Raw genomic sequence first — 25,234 nt, 5'->3', positions numbered from 1 at the left:
TTTCTATGTAAGGTTATAGACCTTTTTTAATATTTGATTTCGTTTTGTTTGTAGTAGGACGCTTACTATGCTTTCTTCCCTTGCTTCGGGAAAGTAGTTTTAATACGCCTATTCCAGCAGCAACTGATATTCCTGAAAGGATTAAAAAAGTTACTAGGTTAAAATCCTTATTCGGAGAGATTGTTTTGATCTGTTTTCCATCATCCAATCGAAAAGGAGACAGTACACGTCCTGATTTCTCTACCAGAGGCAGTTTGGTGTTTTCAATTGGAATAAGGCAGCGTGATTGTTCTCTTTTAGAAACTATTATTTTTCTTAATGGAATCGATGATTCCTCCAATGCATCCAGACTAATATCAGTCATATCTACTCCACTCAAAGTTCCCAAACCATCAATCATAATATTTTTACTAGTAGGGATAATATCCCTCTTTTCGGAATAGGGGACTTCGTAATTGAACAGGTCCGTTACACAATCCATAGTAATATGTCCATTAGCAGTTGGTACGATTGGATACACATGCTGGAAGTGATGTTTGCCTCCGTATTTTGTAATTCTCATTTTAAATGAAATACCAAGATTGGTAAGAATACTTCCTATAAACACAGTATAACAATCACAATCCACTCCTGTAAAACGATCTGCCCAAGTTCTGGAAGGTCTACGTACTTGTTCAATACCAGTTTTATCCATTTTATACTGGATATGCTGGTATACAAACTCCCAAATATTCTTACAGGTATCGATAAGACTAGAACCTTTTAATTTGTCTGCCAGCTTCTGGCTGTCTGGTAAAGTTTCTCGTATGACGAGTTGCATTAGTTGAAGGGTGTCCTCCAATTTTGCTTTACCAGTGCCTACCACAATAGTATCCTTTTGAACACTTTTGGGAATCAAATGATCAAAGCGCGTAGTAGTATTTATATGCCTTTTACTAGTTGCTTTCATTAGAGTTGTAGAATAATATTATCAGTTTGTTCGTAGGGTAATCCATTAACGCGAGTTATGATCTGTGTTTGTATGTTGAGTTGTATAGGGTTTCCTACGCGTATGTCACTGGCTATTTTTGTCCCTAATATTTGAATTAATGTTAGCCATCCTGCAGATTGAATATGTAGGTCAAAATCCTTCTGACTATTTTCAGGAATCTCTATCACTGTATTTTCTACGGTAGAGCTTCCTAATAATTTATTCTTATGTAAAATCTTGACAAAAGGATGTTGTAATCGTAAGGATACCGGATTGGGATTTTGTAATTGCACCATTGCTTTGAGTTCAATTCCCATTAGGTTTACCTTATGGATCCGTACTCGAATTCTGGAAGTGATATTGGTACTCGCTTTTTGTAAACGAGATAAATATCGAATAGAAAATAAAGCAGCCAATCCACCGGCTATCCACTTAAACATACTCTTTGTTTTATATCAAAGAAATAGCTTGTGATGATGGGTCGCAAACAGGTTTGTATAAGCTTGTTTTGGTTATGGAAACTACTGGTAATTATGGTAGTTTAGTAGGGCAGAAGTGGTTTTGGTTATTTATCAGGAATTGGTTGGTTCTTTATGTTTAAAAACACTTTTTTGAACTTAAATATGCAAAAAATGATCTATAGATTTTGGAGTAAAGCGGAGTTGGCAATTCGTTTTGGAATCAGTCGGGAAACCCTACGATTACGATTGAAGAAAATTAAAGGGTTGGATACTGGGAGGAGACAATTACTGTATCCTTATGAAGTACGAATGATTTTTAAAGAGTTTGGGGTGGAGGAGTAAAACTTAGTAATACTTATGAGTTAATATTTCTCTTAACGTAAACTCCTCTAAATTTTTAGATACGTAAAAATTTCTACATATTTGAGTTTGGTTAAATGTGATGAAAGTTCTATAAGTTCCTTTTAAAAGTTTAAGTTTTATTAATTCATCATAATGATAGTTTTCTTGAAAAACTGTTTCACCATTAAGTTTATATAGATTCACTTTTAATGGTTCCCCAGTATTATAAATTAGACCATCTCTATAAAAACTAATTGCATCATAATTTTTATCTCCTTCTCCAAAAAAATCTATCGGATTTGTATTGTCAAATAAGATGTACAAACCGTGTTCGGGATCATATGCAAAATCAAGTTTGATAAGAAAATATTTTGTATCAACCATGTTGAATATTGGAATTTCTATCTTTTGAATACCAAAAACCTTAGACAGTTCTGATTTATCATATATAATTTCATTCTCTTCAATATCCGTCGCCTCACTAAATACAGGGAATATTACTTTTTGATAATATTCAAACATCGACTCAATTATTTGATCTTGCATGTCTTTTATGAATTGAAGAGTACGAATTTGATTATCATTAGGTTTCTCCATTATTTCATCCGCCTCCAGGAGGATTTGAATTCTATCACGCTCCTTCCATGACGTATAATCTAATTCCAAAAATCTGGATAGATTTAATTGATTGTTTGGCTTAAAGTACCAATGATTTTCCCAAGCTTCGTATTTAATAAATTCATTCATAAGAAATATCCCTAAATTTTTCTAATAACTCAACCACAAATTCTGATGAGTTTTTACTTTATTTTTTTGGCTTCATATAATCGTCAAAATTTTGAATGTAGTCATCGATATTTTCTTCTAACATTTTTCTGAATTCTGTCACAAAATAGTCAATAGTTTCCTCTCTTCCCGATCTCATTTCTTCTCCGTTATTCCATCCACTTGCGCTTACCCAAGCATTAAATCTTGCAACACTGTACATCATAGATGCACTTACTTTACCAGGGGTCTCGGTTTTCAGTTGATTGTTTGATAGATTAATATGCTTATCAGCACGATCATAAAATGTGTCATCTACTTTGTTCATTAGAGGTGTTATTTTGATTAAGTATTTTTAACGAAGTATATCATTTTTTGTATGTTGCGTATTACTGCCAAAGGCCGCATATAGAATATTTAAACTGTTGTGCTTTCGCATTTTTACTTAGTATTTAATCCTTTTCTTCTATTATAAATTCCAACTCCATACGCAATCAATAGTGGTATTGATAAAATTAATGACACTCCAGTTAAAAGTATTAAAACCATATAAGAACTATCATGTGATGTTGGGTTTCTCATTCCTCCCATAATGTTAAAAACAACTCTATGCAAATTCAACATTGTTAATACAGATATTATAATACAAATTGGCATTAAGGTAACGGTAATAATATTACCCATGCTTAATTTGGTAAAGCGCTTTAGAAAGTAATATAATAGAGCTAATCGCCATGCTGCAACGATTGCTAAAAACCAAACATTTATAGTGTTTGAGGTTTCTATTGAAAGAAATTTTTCTACTGGGATTGCATAAAAAATCGCAGGGAAGGAGGTAAGTCCAATAAATGTCAAAACAATAAAATAGTTCCAGTTTTCTATTTTAAATGGAATTAAAATTAACCAAATAAATAAAGCTAATACAAAAATGTAAATTACAGAACCTAATCCTAAATGTTGCATCAGATTAGCACCACTATCATCCCAATATCTACCCATTCCAACCAGCCAAGTACCAACTAAACCTAAATAGAAATGTTTCATGTTAAATTTCAACATTTCTTCTCTGGTTAACTTAAAGGTCAACAGTTTGAATAAGGTGTTAAATAGACTCATATAAGTTTGTTTTTCTTTTGTTTAATAGTGTTTTTTTGAAATTATTTTTTCTATTTACAACAAGCTCTTTAGAATAAATATTTGTCATTAATTTTTCAAATTCTGTTTCAAGTTCCATTACAGAAAAGTTTTTTGGAATAAAATTCACGTCAAATAATGTGCATTTATCCCAATAGTTGTCAGTTAATAATCTTTGTTCTCTTTTAAGTTGATTATATAGTTCCGTTCCTGGAAATGGTGTTAGTAATGTTATTTGAACTTCTGAAAGGTTACTATTAACTATAAACTCCTCTGTTTCCTTAAAAGTTTCTTTTGTGTCGGTATCAAATCCCAGAATAAAACAACCATTAACAGAGATTCCGAAGGATTGTATTTTGTCAATAGCTTCTAGATAATTGTCAAATTGTTTATGCTTCCAATTATTTCTATCAATTCCTTTTAGTCCATTTTTATTTGCAGTCTCAAATCCAATTAACACTTGAGCACAGTTAGATTTAGAAAGTAATTCTAATAACTCATCATCGTATGCAATAGAAATATCAGTTTCTGTAAACCATTTGATTTTATATTTTGCGAATAGTTTTAACAGTTCTCTCGACCATTTTTTATCAACAAAGGTGTTGTCATCTGCTAATTCAATAAAAGGTCTATCCCAAACTTCAAGTATTTTGTTTAATTCCTTTTCGATTTGTGATATTGATTTCTTTTTGTAAGAACTTATAGTTCGAGAAGCTGCACAAAAACTACAATTCAATGGACAACCTCTGGTAGTTTGAATTGTCAGTCTATTATACTTTGAAATATCTAGTAATTCATATTTTGGTATTTCACAGGCATTAAAATTAAATGTATATTTTGAGTTCGAAAGTGAACTATAAAAGGACTTTGTTGTATTGTTTTCAAAGTTGTTGAGAATTGTTTTCCAAATTATTTCACCTTCCCCTTGAATAATAATATCGGCAAATTTTTGCCCTTCATTTGGAACAGCTGATACGTGTAATCCACCGATTGCTACTGTTATTCCAATATTTCTGAATCTTTGACTTAATTTGTACGTTTCATTAATTCTAGCAGTTAATGAAGAAAATGCAATTAAATCCGGATTTTCATTAACTATTTCAGTAATTTCAGATTCAGAAAAATTGTCTAATTCTTTATAGATTACTTCCCAATTTTTGGGTGTGTGGGCTGCAAGTGTTAATAATCCTAGACTTGGTAAACTGGCAATAACTTCACTTCTCTCTACAAAGCCAGGTAAAGTCAATCCAAGGTCAAGCAATCGCTTATTGTAAACCCTTACACCACTCATTGAAATTAAAATGACTTTATATTGTTTCTTCATTTATAAATTTACTTAATATGAGGCACGGTTATTATATAAATGTAATAATTATCAATTTTGTTACCTAAGATTCAAAGGTTTTTAAACAGGGACCGTTATAGTTTTTATAAAAGCCTCACTCCATCTTTAAACTTAGCCAATTCTTTGCCTTTTTCTTTATTCTCATAAATAATAGCGGTTTCCCAGGTGCCTTTAAAATGTTGCAACAGCATTTTCTCTAATCTTCGGATTCCTAAAGCCTGATTAGGTTTGGATTTTCTATGCTTTTTATCAAAAGAATAAAAAGTTCTGGAGTTTCCATCGTGGAAATACACTATGCATTTGCTCAATGCCCGATCTGAATTGGGATGTACCATTGTTTACAGATTGACCATGTTGTGTAAACTTTTTTCATATTGCTGTAGTAAACGCTCGTCTTTGTACTGCGACAACCGTTGTTGCTGTATTCTAAAAAGTTGTAAACGTGTTTTGTTTTTGTGCCTTCCCATACCTTTGTTATGATCTTTCCATTCCGATTCTGTTTTTTGAATCAGGATTTGATTTCGGATTTCTTTCTTGAGCAGTTCCTGTTTTAGAAACCACTCATAGGTTTTATTAAATCCATTCCTCTTGTTTTCAGGATTGAAATACAGGTGTGGTGGTGGAACCCATCGATTGGGATTCCGATCCAGCCATCTGGAGACCATGTCGATCCGTTTATACAGGATTTCCTGATAGCCTTCCCAATCCTTCTTACTTCCGGTTATCTTAAATTTTTTAAACACGGATGCCCAGATATAATTTAGGATTTCAGTTTCTTCCGGTTTACTCAGCATTGTGTCAGGATAGAGTAGCAATCTGGTGTAGTTCCAAAAATCACGTACCAGTTGTAGTAAAAAAGCCGAATCTGCCTCTTTCACATTTGAAGATGTTGCCATCTTTTTTTGCATTTTAGAAGCAGAATTTCGGCTTTCCCTGGTGTTCTTGTGTTGTTCTTGTTGTGTTCCTGTAACGGAGTTATCAAATTCCTTGTGAGCTGATAAGCGAACTCCTTCTTTTTCGGTTGTTAACTTATCCACAGTGCTATTATTATTTTTTAGTTCTTGTTGTTCATGAACTAATGGGTGTAAATTTTTCACTTCACCGTCAGAGACGGTTTTATTATTCTTTAAATGTGTTGGTATCTCAACAACTATTGTTGGTGATTTTTTCGCTTTAAAAATAGCAGGATTGATCCATAGCTCAACCCCTGATTTTCCTTTATGGATTTCTTTGGTAATAAATCCTGCAGCTTTTAATCGTTCTTTATGATTGATGATGGTTCTTACGGTACATCCTTTGCAGGATGCCAGGCTCGGATTAAATGTTTTAAAACCTGGTAATTCTTCAGCTATATCTTCTCCCAATGTAATCGCTTTATTTAGTTGTTTGGCGTAGAGTCTGGTAATTAATTCCGCAGTAGCTCTGTGATTGGCATTTAGACGTTCTTTGAGATGATGGTGATTTTTATTATGACCATCAATAAAGTTCTTAGTAGCTGTAAACAGCTTACTAAAATCATAATACACGGCAGGTATATTCTTATTTTCCACAAGTGCTCTTTTTAATCGTTTGTAACTTTTTAAGAGAGGATAATACTGAGTCACAACAAAAGATAGTGTGATTCATTTTTTCCATAAATATGTGTCTGTATCGATCTCCAAATTGCTCTTGTAAACATTGAATAGTTCTAATAGATTCTTTGCGTTGTTCCTTTATAAATAACAGTTGTTCTTCTAGGGTGAGCATAATAATATAAGGTGTTTACAAAAGTTTACAGTACGATATGTCTATTTAAATACTCTAGAATACTCTTTTTGGAATAGCGAATTACTTTTCCGGCTTTTGAGAATCGAATTTCATCACAATCTCGTAGTTCCTGTAGTTTGGTTTTACTTTTGATTCCTAGGAGTTCTTTGGCTTCCACTGATGATAACCAATCATTAGCAGGGTCCATATTGGCCATGGCTTCTTCTTTAGCTTCGCGAATAGTGGTTCTTACTAATTGCATCATCTCTTTCTGTAGATGTTGATAGGCTTCTGATTCTAATACGATTACTTCCATATCATTAGTTGTTTACATTGATTTCTAATAGCTTGAGAAATTCTTGTCGTGAAATAAATACAGAACGATTTATTGTTTTATTCTGAAATAAATCAAGATGTTGTCTTGGAATTTGTTCTGCGAATGGTAATTCTTTTTGAAGTAATACCTTCCGTTTTGATCTGTTTGATTCCATTATTAGTTAATTTCTCTTTTATCTGGGTGTAAAGAGAAACAATAGAATCATACCAAAACAGTGGTAAAAGGGTTTACAACCCTAATTTTTTGGGTTAAAAAATTGATTGTTAGTTTTTTAAAAACAAAATAAAGATGAATTTTGTGTGAAAACAGGAGTAAAAATGACCTTTATCCCATAAAATCACCCAAAAAACTAAACCCTTTTACAACCCCTAATCTTTATCTTTTTTAAAGAAAATAAGGTAGAATTAACGTTATACGTAGATTTATCCATTTAAATTATACTTCACTTTGTATGGTATCCAGTTTTAAAAGCATACCTCGGAGTATCTTTTTGACAGAAGCTCTGGTGCTATCCGGAATGGAGTAATATCTATTACTTAAACTTTCTGGGGAAATGACTTTAGCTTTATGGGTTTTAAAGGTATTGGATAGAAATTCAAAAAATGTTCTTTTAGATCCTTCCAACATTCCTTGTTCATACAGTAATCTGGTTATCAATGAGATTTCGGAAACCGATAGTTTCAAAATCTTTTTTGTGTTTTGATTATACGCTACTACTTTTTCTTTAACGATTGAAGATGATGAACTTTCTATCGTTCTCTGTAGTCCATTAATTTCTTCCCGAATCCAAATGAGCAATTGTTCTTTTAAGGATGGAAGGTTAGGATTATATTTAGTATCGCTGGTGATTGTCGTTGTTTTTATTTCTTTTAAAAACAGATGCAGTGTATTTATCTTTTTCTGAGCACCATAGGTTCGTTTTACCTTTTTAGCAACGTATTGATCGCGCAGATAAAAGAAGATTTTGAAAGTATTAAATTCCAGACTTATTAGTACAGCATATACTTCTTCAGTAACTATAGTGTCTTTAGAAAGTAATTTGAATAGTACTTTAATATACAAAGTATAGTATTCCTTTTGCTGATAAGTAAAACGATGAAGATTATTATGAATGATCTTATGAAGAGGGTCACAAATAATCTCAGTTAATGGTGGTGGGATATCTGTATCATTGAGCATCACTATTAGTAATCGACATCTTTCTTTTTTCTGATGCACAAACCATAACCTTCTTTGATATGGTATTTCTAAGGATGGTTCCAGATACTTATTAAAAGAAACTTCTAGGTAGTTTAAGATAGCATCTAGTGTTTGATATATCAATTTAAAAATATCTGTAACGGATTTATCTTCGGAAATTTGATATTTCTTGTTTGTTTCTTCTAGGAGATAGTTTTGTTCAATAACGCTACAGTAGTTCAAAATCAGTATCTGATGATTCTGTATGATGGAATTAATACTGCTAGGGTCATTAATACATCTAAATACTTTTTCGTGAATATCCCGTTTTACCTTTTTAAGGGTATCTGCTAAAAGGTTTTCGTAGAAAGTAAATGTTTCTGTATTGCTGGTTATATTTTTTTCTTTGGTTATCTCATCAGGTACTTTTCGGTTTTTAGAGTGTTGTGAATTAAAATTTTGAGTTGTTTGGCTGGTCAATGGATTCAGATCTTCATGTAGGATCTGATAAAAGATATCCATAGGTTCCATAGACGATGTGTGTTTGATACCATCTCTCACATAAAATAATCTTATAAATTATTTCTTTTGATCTCATACTTCGTTATAAAATATATCGATAACTAAGGCTATCTAGATATTTTCATTCTCCTATGAAACCAAAATAACTTAATTTATTTGGGTGATCATTTTATATCAGAGCTGATATTGGTTATTTTCCCTTTTTAATTGTATTTATGTATTCATAGTGCTTTTTTAAAGTTGTTTTTTCAGTATTAATTTGCTTTCTATAATCCCAATAGCAGCAAATTTCCTTGTGAATCTCTTTTCGAAATAGCGTGAACTGATAAAAAAACAGCTATCTCTATTTCATGAGGTGTATTGTGAACGTTTTCTAATAGATTTTTCTTTGTTAATTTTAAAAGCTCTAAGGGGGCATATTTTGTTTTGAAATAATATGTTGTAAAAGGATTACATTTACTAAAGCCTCGTTTTACTTCTTTATAGATATGAATCCAATCATTAGACCCTTCGAATTCACAAAAGTTGCCATTAGGTAAGATGGTAAATCCAAAAGGATCCACATCGCTTTCCTGATCTATATCAGAAGTTATAATTTGCTTAAGATGCTCTGCTTTTAAAGGACTTTTGGCATAAAATAATAATACTTCCATCCTATGCAAAAGATCAAAGACTTCTATCTTTTGCATGCCTTCGAAATGACGCATGACTTTATATAATAAATGCTGTTCTTGTTTCATGTTTTGTAGTATCTATTAGTATGATGTAATAAAAAGAACAAATGTTACCTCTAATCTTTAATTATTTACGAATTAAATTATTTTCAAAAATTATATTTTACTTTAGTAATTAAGAGACCTACATAAATGTGGTAAAATATTGGTTTAGGATCTTCTATAATAAAATGTGCAGCCTGGTTGTAAATAGAAAAACCAGCTACAAATTAATTTCATCGGTTCTTTACTTTTATATTGTTATTCATACCACCATGAAGTTAACACTACCTTAGAATATCTTACTTCGAAGAGTTTATTTTAGATTTTCATTTTTGGAAATCACTTTTTTTAGAAGATAAATCAAACTTATATCCTACGCTAACTTGCAGTACTTGCGTGTATGCCTTTAATCCATTAAATATAGAGTTTGGTTCAGTTTCAAAGACAACATCTTCATCTATAAAAGAAGAAATTCCTAATCCATATCTCACATCTAAGGTGAACCCAGATTTAGATCCTACACCCAATCCAAAATTGATTGCATAATTAGTTTTTTTAAAACCTTCATCACCACCTTCTACTTTGGTTAAAAAACCAATCTGTGGTCCTATATTTATATGAAAAACATCTTTTACGGGATAAAATTTAAAAATTAATGGGACATTGATGTAATCAAAATATGCCGCATCATCCCCTTCTCTCGAGAATTGAGTTTCCAATTGGAGGTGAGCCCATGAATTAAGATTTACATCCAGTAAACCTCCAATATGAACTCCAGTGCGACTTTTCGTATCTTCAACTTCTAAATCAGCTCCTTTAACATTAACCCAAGTATTTGATATATTCAAACCGCCTTTTATTCCCACTTGGATATCCTGTCCAAAAGAAATTATGCTGTAAAAACTCAAGATTATTAGTAAACTATATTTTTTCATTGTAAAAATTTATGATTGGTTATATTTCTTAGTGTATTTTTAGTGAAATTTGTTACTCTGGAAAATTAAATATTTGTTGTACCTGTTCTTCCAAAATTTGGTCACCAATGACAGGTAATTCCAATTGTTGGAACCTATGATATAGTAGGATGAGATAATAATATTTCTATTTTTTGCATGCTCTTCAAAATGACGCATGACTTTATATAATAGTTGTTGTTTTTGTTTCATTTTTTTATTATAATTTCTTGTAAAATTTATTCAATTGAATACTTGTTGTAATATTTCCGGTCCGAATTATTAACACTATTGTTTTTAGAATTTAAATAGAGATCGTTTGGGAATAAATATTAAGTTTTCATAACCTGTTCGACCTTATTTTTTATAGGTCTTTGTGTCATCTATCCAAATAATATTATTTTTGAATTGAATTTTTAAACATATCAATCATGTGCCGAAGTGTATTTTATTTCTTTTTGACAACAGTAATGTTATCAAGTTGTAGTGAAAATTTTAAATTTTACACAAAAGTGATGAATGACGTTAATTCCAAATATAACTTTAGTAGCATAGAATCGGAAAATGACGCTCTCTCTGCTTCCTTTTATTTTACAGATGTAGCACATGATAACTTATCAATGAGTGAAATGCAATCTATTGCCATTAACATTAATGAGTATATAATCAATAAATATCCTAAAATTGATAGTTTACAATTCAGAAATTATACCTTTTCTGGTACCGGAGGTTTTGAAGTAGCAGAATTTACTATAGATCAAAATAAAAAGGTAGTTAAGTCGAAAAGAATCTATTAGAATAAAATTGACCCGCTAACCTTTTTCTGGTTCTAATTCTTTTAATCATATATTAATTTTATTTTACTAAAAAAATCTCCAATTTTATTATTGTTTATTAATATTGGAATTAAATAAATAAAAGGAACAAAAATTTCAAATATAATAAACGAGTTTCTAAGAACTATTTGGGTAAGATTTTTTAGATTTTGTTCTTCAAAACCAACTCGAATTCTATTCATTCTTTTTCCAATTGTAGTTTTAAAGATGAATTCTTGCGTAATAAAATAGCCATATATTATAAATAGTATATGGTATATTTTAACAGAAAGATTTGTGTATTCTACAAAACCGTTGTAAGCTATTGCATAGAAATAGATCATTAACAATATTAAAGCCATGTCTATCATCGCAGCTAATAATCTTCTCTTGATCAATTGTCTCATTTTTTGAGTTTTTTAAGTATTTGTTTTGATTATTTTTATAATAAACAAATTAAAAATAATCAAAACAAATACTTATTGTGAGAAACTGCAAACTATTTTTTTCTTACCAATTGAATAAATTTTTGTAATTCATTCACGTTTAATCCTAACGTTATCTGGCCTTTTAATGCTTTAAATTTAAATCCCAAATCTACTTCATCAAAAATATCAAACGCTCCAGTATTTTCTGTTCCCATTCCAAAAACAGGTCTTCCAACTAAAATTTGAAGTTGATTTTCAGGAGTGTATCTTGCTATGGAACCTGTCCCACCAAAACGAATCTTTTCTTGACCTAACCCTCCGATAAAAATAGCTGTTCCTTTTCCAAAATCGAATCGCTCAAAACTAGGAGCTTCAGGTTTTTCTTTCAATGAATTACTAAATACATTTTTAAAACGCAATTCAGCCACTTGACCAGCCAAGTCAAAATTAATATCGCTTGATCTTGGAATTCCTATATTAACTTTCCCTGTAAGATCAAAAAGTTTAAGTTTCAATCTATCTCTTCCTGAATAATATTCAGCTTTAAGAACATCTAGATTTCCTTCTAGTTTAAATTTTTTGGTAGCCTTGACTCCCAAACCAAAACCAAAGCCTCTTTCATATTTAAATCGAAAAGCTTTTCGAAATTGGGCCATAAGTGCATTAGATCTAGCTGCTGAACTACCGGAACTAGTAAAAGCAAGAGATACAACTGAACTTGTATGTATCAGGGGATCACCACTCACTGAAGAATTAGCCACTTCAATATTTCTAGCTTGTGCAGATCGTTTCTTAAACCATCCACCAACCCAGTCTCTGATGCTTTTTAAGTTAGTTTTCTTACTACTAAACCAATCTCCAACATTACTAAAAGTATCTCCAAGCCCTTCAAAAGTGGCACCGATGGATCGTAAGTTTTCACTAAAAGAACCACCATTTGCATAAGACCATCCGAAACCTCCACAACCACAATTTGCCATTTCTCCAGTAGGGTCGGTATACATTAATGGATTGTTTAAGACATAACTATATCTGTTATAATTTTGAGTGTCATATGGATTTTGTATGTAATTGTCAGGTGACAAAAAACGTTGCATCTTAGGATCATACATTCGTCCATTCATATGAATTAACCCAACATCAAAGAAATGCTCATGTCCAGTATACCCTCGATCCAAAAGGCTATTATGCCCCATAGTAGTTCCTGTATCTTTAGACCAGAATGCATCTACAGTTCCCCAAGCCCCGAACTGTCTTCGTTCCACAACTTCTCCTTTAGTCTGATTACCTACAGTTACTTCTTTGGTTATGTTCAGAATACTTCCCTGATGATCCCTTTGCAGGTAGTATTCAGCAGCACTATTGCCTTGATCAGTCATTTTATGGACTCTTGCCATAGGTGCACTATAAGCATCTCCACCTTTATAAAAGATAAACTTGTAACTATTATCATTGGTGTTTTGGACAATCTCTGCTGGAATAATCGATGCATATTGTTTACGATATGTACGCTCTTCTTTGTTTTTATCCAAACCTCCATACCAGGCGCGTACACGATTACCCATAGGTCCATACTCAAAAGTTACTCTTCCTTTACCATCTTCATAAATATCCACAGGTTTCTTAAAGGCATTGTATGAGATTTCTTGTCTTGCTCTGTTTTGATAAAACTGTTCTCCTTTGGTATTTAGGCTAATGTTTTTGAGTTGGTATCGCTTACTACCTCCTTGGTATGCAAGATCACCGATATCAGAATTTTTTGTAATTCTTCCTGAATTATCATACACATTGATTTTAGCAAAAGGACCACTAATGGAGGTCAATCGATCCTGAGTATCATATTGAAAACTCTCAGTATAAGTAGCGGAGTGACCAGTAATAGATGTCTTATGAGATCTGCTAGATAGTGTTCCGAGACTTGCATTAAAGGTATAAGTGTTTTCGATATAGTTAGCACCCAAATCTGTATTATACACTGCATTTTTCTTAAGATATCCGTAAGTATCGTACTCCATCGTTTCTAAATCACCAGTTCCTAACTCAATATCGGTGATCTGATTACGAGCATTGGTTTCTTTGATCTTCCACTGATCAAAACCTATAAAAGCTCCATGAGTATTATAATTGTATACCATTTCACTAGTACTGTTTCTTCGATTGAGATCCGCGGTATGTATTTCCTTTCGAATTCTGGAGTATTGGTCATATTCATAGGCTAAAGAAAAACTAGCCTCCCCATTATTTTCAGAAATTTGCTTTGGTCTTAAATGCTGATCATAGGTATATATGAAGGAATATGACTTTCTGTTAATTGCATCTGTCCCATCAATACGGTCTAATAATTTAGTAGTGGTATCATAATTATAAATACTCATCATATCGGTCAGATCACCTTTGATATGACTACTCAGCACTCGTCCAGTTGCTGAATAGGTATTAGTTGTTATTCCTTTTGGAGAAGTTTGCTCAATAATCTCATTAAATCCATTATAACTATAGGTATATACTCCTGCTGAAGGATCTGTAAGTTTGGTTTTACGTCCCCATCCATCCTGTTCGATAATTTGAGTTGCTCCTTCAAAAGAAGAAGTTTTCATATTTCCATTTCCAAAATAAGTATATCTAATGGTACCTCCTGGATCATCCAATCGTGTAACGTTTCCAAGTGCATCATTAGTAGTGGTTACTATTTTAGTACCATCATTAACAGTTGTTGCCAAGCCATTATAGGTATATGTAATCGTTTTACCCGAAAATAGATTTTCTCTTGCTACTCTTCCATAGAAGTCATATTCAATGGTATTCCACTCAGAAGCAGCATTTCCATAATGAGGTTCACTTCGTCCGGTTACTCTATCCAATGCATCGTATTGATAAGATAATTTAGACCAATTACCATCCATTGTTTTTCTACCTTCGCTGATTAAACGGTCTAAAGGGTCAGTTATAGATTCTACAGCACTTCCGTCATCACTGGTAACCGTTGCAGTTGTCACCCAACTACTACTTTTAGAAAACGTAGTTGCAGTGCTGTTGCCCAGAAAGTCAGTTACTTTTACTGGACGATGCCATAGGTCGTATTCATATGTTGTTTTTTGACCATACGGATTCGTTTGATTAATCATGACTCCGGTATTAGTGTTATATTGATAAGCAGAAGTTAATCCTTCTGTATCAGTAGACTCTGTTAAAAATCTACCAGAAGCATCGTATTTATAACTAGCTATTCTCGCAGTTTCTCCATAGGGAGCAGAAGTAATTTTGGTAATATTTCCAAAAGCATCATGGGTATAACTTTCTGTATCGAACTGTGTTGCGTTTCCTTTGGTTTTTACACTTGTAATCAATGCACCTGAATAGGTATATCGCTCTTCTGTACTAAATGATTGTGTTCCTATAGAAGTACTTACTTTTTTTACTGTTGGTCTTCCAATATAGAAATCGTTTCCAGTGCTATTACTATACGTATTCGTAGTTGTAGTGCTTCCATGGCCAGAAAAGTTCACTGTAATACTGGTAGGATTATTATAACCGTCATACACAAAGTGACTCGTAGTTACAGTTCCATCGAGTTGATTTTGTACTGTAGACTGGGTGTTTTTTAATTTGAAAACCTTATTAGTAGCCAATGATTGCTCAAAGATGTTGGTAGTTTTCGCTATATAATCAGAAGGTATTGTTCCGAATCGTTGGGTGTAGGGAGTCTGAAACTGGGAAGTAATAGCACCTCTTAATGATATATCATGGGTATAATTGGTAAAAATTCGATCTGTTGCGCCTGTATGCCAGTTACTGCGGGATATATATTGAAATCCCTGAAATCCCAAACCTTCCAAATGGGATACAGCTCCATTGTAATAAAACTCTTGTTGTACGGTTGGAATACCAGATACTTTTCGTTCTACATTACTTACAATATCAATCCCCAGAGAATTACGAATATCTACATAAGGATATATTTGAGAGTTCCCTTCTTTGTAAGTACTACCATCACCTGTGTCATTTAATGTAGTATAGTTGATATTATAAACCACTCCATTATTTGAAATACTTTGTAGGGTACTTAATTTTTTAAAATCTGTAGTAGATGTAAATGAATGTATCCATTGATTAGAAATTGTGGCAAACTCCAAGTTATCGTTAGGTCCCTGAGATGATAGAAATACGGGTACTGGAAAATGTTTTAGATTTCCGGTAATTGATTTGCTGTCGGCATTTTTAGCCTGAAAAGTAATCGATGCACTGTTTCCTTGTCTACCGAGATTATGGAAAATGTTAAATTTTTGTTTTCCATTGGAACTATTATTCCAAGTCTCGGTATCATATTGAATGATATCCGTTTTACCATCCTTATTAATATCTACTGGAAATAGGTTAAAACCAAACCATTTACCACTTGCTTCGCTGAAATAACTATTTTTAAAATTGAAGGAAAAAGTGGAAGATTGTGCTATAAATTTACTTCCTGTAGATGTGAAATACTGGAATTTGTAGGAATTATTTCCTTGAGGAGTCATAAAATCGGTCTTCCCGTCTCCATTATAATCTCCAATAAGAATTGGGAAATCATTTTTGATATATGAGTTAGTAGTTGACCATAAAAGGGCTAATTGATTGTTACCATTAATAGAATATACATCTACACGTCCGTTAGATACATGCATAATATCTGTTTTTCCATCCCCATTGACATCAATGCCAAAAATTCTATCATCATCACCAAGAGGTCTTATACGTCCTGAATTAATAGCAAAGCCTGAAGTGAGTCTTCTATCCATATTAATAAATGTGACTCTTGAAATATCATTGTTGTTTGTATTACATTCACAACAACCTCCAAATAAATTGGTTTGTTGATTAGTAGTTGGATCATTATTAACAGCGATTTGATCGGGCCCACCGTCACAACTCTGTCCAGGTGGAGGTGTTGTAGTTCTACAGGTCCTGCTAGAATAGGGTTTTCCAATGGCGATAATATCGGAGAGTCCATCACCGTTAAAATCTCCTGAAATATATCTCTGTGGTATCCTTCTGGTACTGGAACCAAAATTACAGCTAAACATTTCAGTATAGGTAGGAGCACTCCAGGTCTTTTCATATTGCAAGTCAACGGGACTACTAGAAAAACCATTTGAATACACTTTAAATTTTACTTTGTTGTTCGAACTGTTTTGAACAACCGTTAGCCCTTGTCCTTTAAGTATTTTATTCTGATGATTTAACCAGGTCGTAGGAAAAATGTTTTCAAACTTTCCTCCTGTATCAATTGTATAGGAGCGTCTATAGTTAGTATCTTTAAAAAGATAGAACTTATCTTTGGTATTTGGATATACCATAAAATCCATTTTCCCATCTCCAGTAAGATCTAGAGATACTACTTCCGAATTACGTTGCTCTATATTGACCACACCTAGATCACTAGTGGTAAGTGCGTGGTTTGTTTTCCCATCATCGATTCCGTAACCAAAAATAATCTGTTGTAATGATTTACTTTTATCCCCAGTGTATTCTGTAATTTTATGCAGATTTTGTATACTTTTATTGACACCCCAATTTATTTCGGTGCGATATGTTAACAGGTAATTTTTATAAGGACTTCCGTTTCCATAGACCTGTATCTCTGTTGGTATCTTTTTTCTAGTAAATCCCGTGTTTACAACCGCTGTATTTTGTGCTACAGCTCTATTACCGTATATAAATCGAATTTCGTTAATAGCCGTAGCACTTCCTTTAGAGCCATATAATATTTTAGAAATTTGAAGTACATTATCTTGAGCAGTATATTGGTATGTAATTCGAATACCCTGTGGAGTTTCCCAAGTGGTTAAAGCATATTCCAATCGAGATCGTGAAGCAGTTGTATTACCATAAAAAGCCGTAGAGCCATCTGGATATTTGACCATAAAATAAGAAGGTCCGTAACTAGCACCATAAGGAGAAGTCCCGTGAGAAGTTATTTTTAGATTGGAATAATTCTCTGTTTGATATTCTGCTCCATTCGCTCCATAGGTTCCTGTTTTTAAAACTAACCGTTGTCCATCTAAAGCGAAACGATCTAAGGCATCAAAATCAACAGGGTCTATCGAACCATCATGATACTTAGTAGACGATATTCTGGTAATGGAAGATAGTCCACCTATGTTCCAGCCATTACTAATAGTTCCTTCACCGGATTGGCTATTATAAGCGATGCTGATTTCCGGTGAAACTCCTGCGATTCCTGGAGGTACGTTAATAGGAACAGTATAGGTAGCTGCTCCGGTTAGAGAAACATTAAAAATACCCGGAGTTATTCCGGCTTCTCTGCTACTACTTTTTGTGCTGAAAGCGGTTTCTTTAGCGGTTGATACTTTGTTATTTTTAGAAGTTGTATTTTCAGTAAAAGATACTGTTGCCCGATGTTTGGTATACGAGAATTCATCTACTGGGTGTAGATTGGTAGCTTCCTGTGCTTGTGTTTGTATACTTAGTATCCATAAAAAGAAGGCACATAAGTATGTGATATGTTTTGTTTTCATCTACGCTGATTTTAAAGATGTTTGTATGATGTGTATTTTAGAGTTTTATGATTTTTTTCTGCACTTTATTTACAGTTTCATTATTGAGATAAAAAGTCACCACATAAAGTCCAGTTACTTTTCCTGATAGATCGATGCTCAATGAGTTTCCTCTGGTCCGTTTTATTGGAGTTTTTTCACTGGTAATCAAGCTGATTAGTTCAATATTGATTATTTGTTCCGAAAACATAGGATCCCAACGAAGGGTTGCCGCTCCTGTAGTAGGGTTAGGAGAAACCGTGAAATGATTTTCGATTACTTCAGCGGTTAATTCATTTAGTGGATCTTTATTGTAAGATATGCTATCTGATACAGCGGTTTGAACACTTCTGGAAGCAGTTCCTTCTTTTCTAAGCATTTGATTACCTGATGGATCATAGGTAAAGTCCAAAACTGTTTGAGAATGAGATACAAACCCTAATAGTAGGATCAACATGAAAAAGAGTTTTCGTTTCATAGTTTATGATTTTAAAAGTTTATAAAATGTTTGAGGTTCTTGTTTAATTGAAATATGTTGGATTATATTGTTAGTTACTAGTGTATTGTGTCATTACGAATCGAAATGTTACCTCGAATTGTTATTTTTTTATTATGATGACATTTTGCTACGTTTCAGGACATGGATAATGTCAACTCTTATATGCTGAATTTTTTATTAAGCTACCAATTCCTTGTACACAGGATCGTTTTGAACCATTTTGTATAGACGTTCTTTAATTATGCATTTCTTTTTGCGTGTATATCCCTCAGTATATCCGGTACTGCTAGCAATATCTTTCATGCTTTTTCCTTCAAAAAATAGATTTAATACATTTTTACTGCTATTGCTTAGGTTATTAAGGTGTTTATGAAAGATATCAAGTTGGTGTTCTTTTGTAATTCCGATTAAAATTGAATCTGATGTATCTGCCAGATTTTTTTCGTTAATTTCTTGATGTTCTATCCTGCGTTGTTTGCGTAATTTGTTTCTCCACAGATTTTTACAAATTCCAATAAAGTAGGTTTCTATAGAAGATATAGGTAGTTCTATGTTTCCAGAACGTAGCTTATGATAAAGTAATACCAAGGCTTCCTGAAATATATCTTCTACATCTTCTGCAGTTCCTTGATATTGTCTAATTAGCTTTCTGACAGGAGGTAGGTTTTTTTTTGTAAAATGACTTTAGAATCATACTATCCCCAGCAATGATTCCATCTATGATTTGTTGATTTTTTGTTGTGTTCATATTGTTGTGTTTCCCTTTTAAATTAGACATAAGATACCTTGTCGGTGTTTGTAAACACCGTTTATAAAGTCTGCAAACTTGTAGTTGCAGTAGAATGATTTTATGAATTATTTAGATCTGCTAAATTGGTCAGATCTATAGGTTAGCTATTTTTAGTATGCCATTCGTTTTGTTGTTATTATCAATTACGGAAATCTGTACAGTCTCTTTAGTTTTTTATTTTAGCTTTGTAACTGATTTGATATCAAGATCAAATTTTGATCGAGGCAAATATATGTTAGAGATTTGCGTTAGTGCAAGTATGAGTTATTTCAATTTATAAATTGAAACTATTATTTTATAAATTGGTTAATATTTAAGTAACTGTAAAACAACACGTTAAATTATTGTAATGCTCTTGTTGTAAAAGGTTTTATATGAATAAAATTACTTTAGTAAGAAGTTGTGTTTTTGGGATTTTCATAATTACCAATTTCATCTTTTCTCAAAACTCTAAATTGGCGGTTGACGGTTCTCAAAAAGAGTTGTTTAAAGATTCATTGAAAAATAAGACTTTTGAGGAATTAAAAGAGTTGTTTAATAATTCAAATATCAAGTCTAAAAGTTCAACAGTCTATTTAAAATATTATATGAAAAAGGCTAAAAGAGCTGAAGATATTTTAAGAATTGCTGATGGATATAAATTTCTAGCTTCTTCTCTTAAAGATACTATTTCATTAATCTATCTTGATAGTTTAATTGATTTAACTAAAAATATTAAAAACAAGGATTATCCAGGATTAGCTTACTTGTGGAAAGGTAGATATTATTTTAGAAAATCTCAAAATAAACAGGCTCTTCAAAATTATCTAGTAGCTTTTGAGTATGCCAAAAATAATAATAATAGCTTCCAGAACATGGCTATCAAACACAATATTGGTTTGTTAAAAAATTCAACTGGGGATTTTAAAGAGGCAATTAAGTTTTTTAAGGAAAATATTGAGTATGTAAAAACACAAGATACTATTAATAAATATTACGGAATTTACATAAGTAGTTTGTTTGCAATTTCAGATTCTTTTCATAGGTCCAATATACCAGATTCGGCTTCCAGTTATATTAACAAGGGAATTTTTAAAAGTCTAAAAAAGAATGATACAGACTCATATGCTACTTTTCTTTTATTAAATGGAGTAAATAGTTATATGCTTCAAAATTATGATAAAGCCCTTGATTCATTATACAAAACTGCGAAACTTAATAATAATTCCCCTTCTTACAGCGAAACAAATGCTATTTATTGCTATCAAAAAATATCAGAGTCCTTAGTTGGACTAAATAGAGAGGAGAAGGCAATTCCATATCTGTTAAAATTAGATTCTTTGATTACCAAGCAAAACTATTCTAATGATAATAGGAAAGTGTTTGAACTTCTAATTAAATACTTTGAAAAGAAAAAGGATGTACCTAATCAATTAAAGTTTATGGGTAAGTTAATTACCCTTGATAGTATTTCGAATAGGAGAAATGAAAGTTTAAAATCCGAGATAGTAAAAGAATTTGATACAAAATTACTTATTGCTGAAAGAAATAGAATAATTAAAAATTTAAAATTAAATCAAAATAATTCAAGGTTTAAACTTTTAATTTTAATAGTTACAGTTTTGATTCTTATTAGTTTTGTTATAATTTATTATAAGAGGCAAAAACTTTACAAAAGAAGGTTTGAGGAGATTATAAAGGAAAAAGTAAAATTAGAGGAGCCCAAGAAAAACGAAATAACGCAAGAAGAACTGGATATACCATCTGATATAATAAACGATATTCTAGAAAAGTTAACGGTTTTTGAAAAAGAAAATCATTTTTTAGATTCTTCTATAAAAATGAGTTTGGTTGCTTCCAAATTTGAAACAAACTCGTCTTACTTTTCTAAGGTGATAAACGTATATAAGGGAAAAAATTTTGCTAACTATGTGAATGATTTAAGAATTGAATATTGCATTCAAAAATTGAAAAATGATAATAAGTTCAGGCGATATGCCATAAAATATATTGGTGAAGAAGTTGGCTTTAAAAGTGTGCAATCTTTTTCTAGAGCATTTTATAAGAATACAGGAATACAGCCATCATATTTTATTAAGAATCTAGAATAGTTTTATGCTCATTAATAATGAATATTACTGATAAGAGTGGTCTCAATTTATAAATTGGATGTACTAATTAACTCTAAATTAGGATATCCTCAGTTTAAAACTTTACTTTTGACCAAAATTAATTAACTATATAAAAATGAAAAAAAAGAAAGATCTAAAATTGGAAAAACTGACTATTGCTAAATTAAATAATGATCAGAAAATAAAAATTAAAGGAGGAGTAATAACAGGTGTAGGTGGATTATCGGATGTAAGTGATACTACTCTTACCTACTAAAAACAAATAAAAAAAGAAATAACTTTTATATAGAGTTATTTCTTTTTTTACTTTATATCAATTAAAATTAATACACAAATCTGCAGGTTTCTTTTTCAAAATACTATAAACTAATTATGAAAAAAGTTCTTTCCATATTTAAGTTCATCATTTTATTTTTTCTTTTAACAAACTGTAATTCAAATTCACAAGAAGAAGAAAACAATTACGATTTCTATCATGGAACTAGGATTTTGGATGAATATAAATATCTCGAAAATTTAAAAGACTCTAGTGTTATAGATTGGTTCAGAAAACAAAGAGATAGTACATCTGATATATTAAAAAATATACCAGGAAAAAAAAGACTAATAGAATTACAAAAAAGTTTTTCTAATAATACAAAAGAAGATGTATCTAACATAAGAATTACATCTTCGGGAGCTATTTATTATCTAAAACGAAATTTGGATAAAGATGATTATCCAAATTTATATTATCGAAAAACTTTAAATTCTAAAGAAGAGTTAATTTATGATCCTGCAGATTATAAGAGAAATGAATTAAAAAAATACTACATAAATTATTACAAGGTTAGTTGGGATGAAAAGAAGATTGTGTTAAGTTTTTCTGAAAAAGGTAAAGAAATTTCTGAAATGCGATTTTTGGAAATTAAAACTAAAGAACTTCTTCCTATAATTATGGATATGGCTGTTCCTAGTTATGGAGGGGTTTACTGGCTTCCCAATAATTCAGGTGTAACGTATTTACAAATTCCAAAGGAGAATCTGGAAAAGAAAGATCTTTTTAAGAATACCAGAGTTGTTTTACAGACTTTAGATGATTCCTCACCAAAAACATTCTTTTCTAAGAAAAATAATTCTAAATTAGGAATGAAATCAGAGGATATTCCAATCGTTTTATTTCAAGAATCTACAGATAAATATTCAATTGCTGCAATTGCAGGTGCAACGCCCTATCATGATTACTATGTTTCTAAATATGAAGAACAAGAAGATATTAATAAAATAGAATGGAAGTCTTTATTTAAAAAAGAAAATAAGGTAACGTCATTTTATCAAGATAACGATAGTATTATATATCTTACTTCAGAAAATGCTTCAAATTTTAAAATTTGTAAAACTTCAATTTTAAATCCAAATATTGAAAATCCAAAGATTTTAGTTGAAGAGCCCAATGATAAAGTAGTTAAAAGTTTTCGAGTCATTAATGATTTAATCGTATATACTACTACTAAGAATGGTGTGGAATCAGAGTTATTCATAGTAGATTCCAAGGGAATTCAAGAAAAGGTAGATTTACCTATGAAAGCTGGACGAATATCTATTGAAGATGTAAACAAGTTTACAAAGGATATTACATTAGGAATAAGAGGTTGGTTACAAAAAGATAAAAGACTGATATTTAATTTAGAAAGTAAAAACTTCGAGGATGGAAGTCTTATTAAATCAGATGATTTATTGGATGTGTCCAATATAACGGTAGAAGAATTAGAAGTTAAGTCCCATGATGGCGCAATGGTACCTTTATCTCTTATTTATAAAAACGGTTTGAAAAGAGATGGTAGTAATTCTGCATTTATGATAGGGTATGGATCTTATGGAACTTCTTTGAGACCTAGGTTTTCTGAAAAAATCATGACTTGGATTCATGAAGGAGGGATCTATGTTATTGCACATGTTAGAGGGGGAGGTGAAAAAGGTGATAAGTGGTATAAGGGTGGTTTTAAAGAAACTAAATCGAATACTTGGAAAGATTTTATTGCTTGCGCTGAATTCATTGTAGATAGAAAGTATACTTCAAAAAATAAACTTGCTATTAACGGAGTAAGTGCTGGTGGTATAACCGTTGGTAGGGCAATGACCGAACGGCCTGATTTATTTGCAGTTGTTATTGCAAATGTTGGTTTTATGAATGCCATAAAATTAGAAAGCCATAGTAATGGTGCTAACAATACTAAAGAATTCGGTACGATAAAAACAAAAGAAGGATTTCAAACACTTCTAGAAATGGATTCTTATAATAATATTAGCAAAGGTAAAAGTTATCCAGCGACCCTTTTAACTACGGGCATGAATGATTTTAGAGTACCTCCATGGGATCCTGCTAAATTTGTTGCTAGACTACAAGACTACAATTCATCCGGTAATCCTATATTGTTAAAAGTAGATTTTGAATCTGGACATGGTAGCTCTAACTCTAAAACCAAAAGGTTAAATGATACCGCAGATGTTTTAGCATTTGCATTTTGGCAAACTGGACATCCAAATTATCAACCCAAGAAAATTAGGAGTTTTTAGATGAGTTTTTCGCAAGACTGGAATGCTTTTTATCAATCATTTAACATTAAAGTCAAAAAAGAATTAAAATTTAGACTAAGTGCGGATGTTAAGACTACTAATTTACATAAGGAGAGTTCTGCCGCAATATGGGTACGGGTAGATAATAAGGATAATACAGTGGGGTATTTTGATAATATGGGTGATCGCCCAATCAGAGATTTCCACTGGAAAAGAGTAACCTTGGAAGGTGTAATCAATAATAATACTAAGATCATATGCTTCGGAGGCCTGTGTAAATCTTTTGGAACCTTCTGTTTTAAGAACTTTTCACTTGAATTAGAATTGGATAATGGTTTATTTAAGGAAGTCGAAATTTTAAATGCCTCTTTTCAAGAAGAATCATTCGGTGTTGAGACCAATGGTTGGGTACAAGGTAACGGTAAGACCACTCCAATTAAAATTGAAGAATATGATATTTCAATAATGTCTTCTGAACTAAACACTTCAGAACGGTATTTACAAATTATAGGAAAAGATTCTTTTGATATTAATCAATATTCGAGTAGAATTGGTCAGTATTTGTTAGCACTTAACAATATTGGAAGAAAGATAATTAGAGCGGTTCAGACGCTTTCTCTTGATGAATTGGATTATGTAAGGCAAGAAGATATAAATTCGATAGGAGCCTATTTAATGCATCTATCTGCAGTAGAGGCTTATTATCAAAAATTAACATTTGAGAATAGATTACTTAGTAATGAGGAAGAAAACGAGTTAGCAATTTCTATTAACTTAGGAAAAGTAGCTAATCATACTTTTCAGAATCTTCCTTTAGATTATTATCTAAATAGTTTTCGAGAAACTAGAAGAAAGACTTTTGAGTTGTTTAAAGCTAAGAGCGATAAATGGTTAGATAAAGAATGCTCTGTGTTAGATGATACGAATTTATACCATTGGTTGCATATTCTAGAACATCAGTCTTATCATTTTGGAGAAATAATGATATTAAAAAAAATGATGAGGGTAGGTTTGTAGTATACAAGTCTT

General features: G+C 31.7%; 24 protein-coding genes. 7 read left to right on the top strand and 17 right to left on the bottom strand.

Annotation, left to right across the window (positions count from 1 at the left end; translation table 11 throughout):
- Window positions 1-13 precede the first annotated feature (13 nt).
- Both NMK29_RS17435 and NMK29_RS17430 read right to left on the bottom strand, forming a co-directional pair.
- Complete coding sequence (locus NMK29_RS17435) at window positions 14-949, bottom strand: hypothetical protein (RefSeq protein ID WP_199915024.1); 936 nt, start codon at window positions 947-949, stop codon at window positions 14-16.
- Window positions 949-1,410, bottom strand: a complete 462-nt coding sequence (locus tag NMK29_RS17430) for a hypothetical protein (protein ID WP_108802149.1) — start codon at window positions 1,408-1,410, stop codon at window positions 949-951. Before NMK29_RS17430 ends, NMK29_RS17435 begins: the two co-directional genes overlap by 1 nt.
- Before the next feature lie 5 nt (window positions 1,411-1,415).
- Here NMK29_RS17430 and NMK29_RS17425 point away from each other — a divergent pair, with 5 nt between their 5' ends.
- Window positions 1,416-1,571, top strand: coding sequence for a hypothetical protein (locus NMK29_RS17425; protein WP_159092112.1), 156 nt, complete (start codon window positions 1,416-1,418; stop codon window positions 1,569-1,571).
- A 31-nt stretch (window positions 1,572-1,602) separates the two neighbouring features.
- On the top strand, window positions 1,603-1,773 hold the full coding sequence (locus NMK29_RS17420) for a hypothetical protein (RefSeq protein ID WP_234424213.1): 171 nt from the start codon (window positions 1,603-1,605) through the stop codon (window positions 1,771-1,773).
- 3 nt (window positions 1,774-1,776) lie between these two features.
- Here the strand turns inward: NMK29_RS17420 and NMK29_RS17415 are convergent, their stop codons facing one another.
- From NMK29_RS17415 to NMK29_RS17365, 11 genes are all read right to left on the bottom strand, one after another.
- Window positions 1,777-2,520: a hypothetical protein gene (locus tag NMK29_RS17415; protein WP_108802147.1), complete on the bottom strand. Its 744-nt coding sequence runs from the start codon at window positions 2,518-2,520 to the stop codon at window positions 1,777-1,779.
- Between the two features lie 58 nt (window positions 2,521-2,578).
- Window positions 2,579-2,866 carry a DUF3144 domain-containing protein gene (locus NMK29_RS17410; protein ID WP_108802146.1) on the bottom strand — a complete coding sequence of 96 codons (288 nt, stop codon included), beginning with the start codon at window positions 2,864-2,866 and terminating at the stop codon, window positions 2,579-2,581.
- Window positions 2,867-2,979: 113 nt separating this feature from the next.
- Entirely contained in the window at window positions 2,980-3,654 is a 675-nt protein-coding gene (locus tag NMK29_RS17405) for a hypothetical protein (RefSeq protein ID WP_108802145.1), read from the bottom strand.
- Window positions 3,641-4,996, bottom strand: a complete 1,356-nt coding sequence (locus NMK29_RS17400) for a B12-binding domain-containing radical SAM protein (RefSeq protein ID WP_108802144.1) — start codon at window positions 4,994-4,996, stop codon at window positions 3,641-3,643. The genes NMK29_RS17405 and NMK29_RS17400 overlap by 14 nt, the downstream gene beginning before the upstream one ends.
- 104 nt (window positions 4,997-5,100) lie before the next feature.
- Window positions 5,101-5,352, bottom strand: a complete 252-nt coding sequence (locus NMK29_RS17395; RefSeq protein ID WP_108802143.1) for a hypothetical protein — start codon at window positions 5,350-5,352, stop codon at window positions 5,101-5,103.
- Between the two features lie 3 nt (window positions 5,353-5,355).
- A complete protein-coding gene (locus NMK29_RS17390) occupies window positions 5,356-6,567 on the bottom strand; it encodes a hypothetical protein (RefSeq protein ID WP_108802142.1) in 1,212 nt (403 codons plus the stop codon).
- A gap of 221 nt (window positions 6,568-6,788) precedes the next feature.
- A complete protein-coding gene (locus tag NMK29_RS17385; protein WP_108802140.1) occupies window positions 6,789-7,079 on the bottom strand; it encodes a helix-turn-helix domain-containing protein in 291 nt (96 codons plus the stop codon).
- Window positions 7,080-7,083: 4 nt separating this feature from the next.
- Entirely contained in the window at window positions 7,084-7,254 is a 171-nt protein-coding gene (locus NMK29_RS17380) for a hypothetical protein (RefSeq protein WP_159092111.1), read from the bottom strand.
- 281 nt (window positions 7,255-7,535) lie between these two features.
- Entirely contained in the window at window positions 7,536-8,840 is a 1,305-nt protein-coding gene (locus NMK29_RS17375; RefSeq protein WP_159092110.1) for a hypothetical protein, read from the bottom strand.
- A gap of 227 nt (window positions 8,841-9,067) precedes the next feature.
- Window positions 9,068-9,541, bottom strand: a complete 474-nt coding sequence (locus NMK29_RS17370) for a hypothetical protein (RefSeq protein WP_108802138.1) — start codon at window positions 9,539-9,541, stop codon at window positions 9,068-9,070.
- Window positions 9,542-9,843: 302 nt separating this feature from the next.
- A complete protein-coding gene (locus NMK29_RS17365; protein ID WP_108802137.1) occupies window positions 9,844-10,452 on the bottom strand; it encodes a porin family protein in 609 nt (202 codons plus the stop codon).
- Window positions 10,453-10,985: 533 nt separating this feature from the next.
- On the opposite strand from NMK29_RS17365, the gene NMK29_RS17360 reads away from it, so the two are divergent.
- On the top strand, window positions 10,986-11,267 hold the full coding sequence (locus tag NMK29_RS17360; RefSeq protein WP_159092109.1) for a hypothetical protein: 282 nt from the start codon (window positions 10,986-10,988) through the stop codon (window positions 11,265-11,267).
- 41 nt (window positions 11,268-11,308) lie between these two features.
- Here NMK29_RS17360 and NMK29_RS17355 read toward each other — a convergent pair whose 3' ends face one another.
- The 4 genes from NMK29_RS17355 to NMK29_RS17340 form a co-directional block, all read right to left on the bottom strand.
- Window positions 11,309-11,692, bottom strand: a complete 384-nt coding sequence (locus NMK29_RS17355; protein WP_108802135.1) for an RDD family protein — start codon at window positions 11,690-11,692, stop codon at window positions 11,309-11,311.
- Window positions 11,693-11,784: 92 nt separating this feature from the next.
- Entirely contained in the window at window positions 11,785-18,231 is a 6,447-nt protein-coding gene (locus tag NMK29_RS17350) for an FG-GAP-like repeat-containing protein (protein WP_108802134.1), read from the bottom strand.
- A 37-nt stretch (window positions 18,232-18,268) separates the two neighbouring features.
- On the bottom strand, window positions 18,269-18,727 hold the full coding sequence (locus NMK29_RS17345) for a hypothetical protein (RefSeq protein ID WP_159092108.1): 459 nt from the start codon (window positions 18,725-18,727) through the stop codon (window positions 18,269-18,271).
- Window positions 18,728-18,925: 198 nt separating this feature from the next.
- Entirely contained in the window at window positions 18,926-19,390 is a 465-nt protein-coding gene (locus tag NMK29_RS17340) for an RNA polymerase sigma factor (RefSeq protein WP_254097304.1), read from the bottom strand.
- A gap of 522 nt (window positions 19,391-19,912) precedes the next feature.
- Between NMK29_RS17340 and NMK29_RS17335 the strand changes: the two genes are divergently transcribed.
- The 4 genes from NMK29_RS17335 to NMK29_RS17320 all read left to right on the top strand — a co-directional run bounded on the left by NMK29_RS17335 (window position 19,913) and on the right by NMK29_RS17320 (window position 25,222).
- A complete protein-coding gene (locus NMK29_RS17335) occupies window positions 19,913-21,628 on the top strand; it encodes a helix-turn-helix domain-containing protein (protein WP_108802131.1) in 1,716 nt (571 codons plus the stop codon).
- A gap of 136 nt (window positions 21,629-21,764) precedes the next feature.
- Window positions 21,765-21,905, top strand: coding sequence for a class I lanthipeptide (locus tag NMK29_RS17330; protein ID WP_159092106.1), 141 nt, complete (start codon window positions 21,765-21,767; stop codon window positions 21,903-21,905).
- A 116-nt stretch (window positions 21,906-22,021) separates the two neighbouring features.
- Window positions 22,022-24,205, top strand: coding sequence for a prolyl oligopeptidase family serine peptidase (locus tag NMK29_RS17325; RefSeq protein ID WP_108802130.1), 2,184 nt, complete (start codon window positions 22,022-22,024; stop codon window positions 24,203-24,205).
- Complete coding sequence (locus tag NMK29_RS17320) at window positions 24,206-25,222, top strand: DinB family protein (RefSeq protein ID WP_108802129.1); 1,017 nt, start codon at window positions 24,206-24,208, stop codon at window positions 25,220-25,222.
- Window positions 25,223-25,234 lie beyond the last annotated feature (12 nt).

It is taken from the genome of Aquimarina sp. Aq107 (assembly GCF_943733665.1).
GTDB lineage: Bacteria > Bacteroidota > Bacteroidia > Flavobacteriales > Flavobacteriaceae > Aquimarina.
The sequence above is the reverse complement of the archived record's forward strand: the minus strand, read 5'-3'. Positions and strand labels throughout refer to the sequence as shown.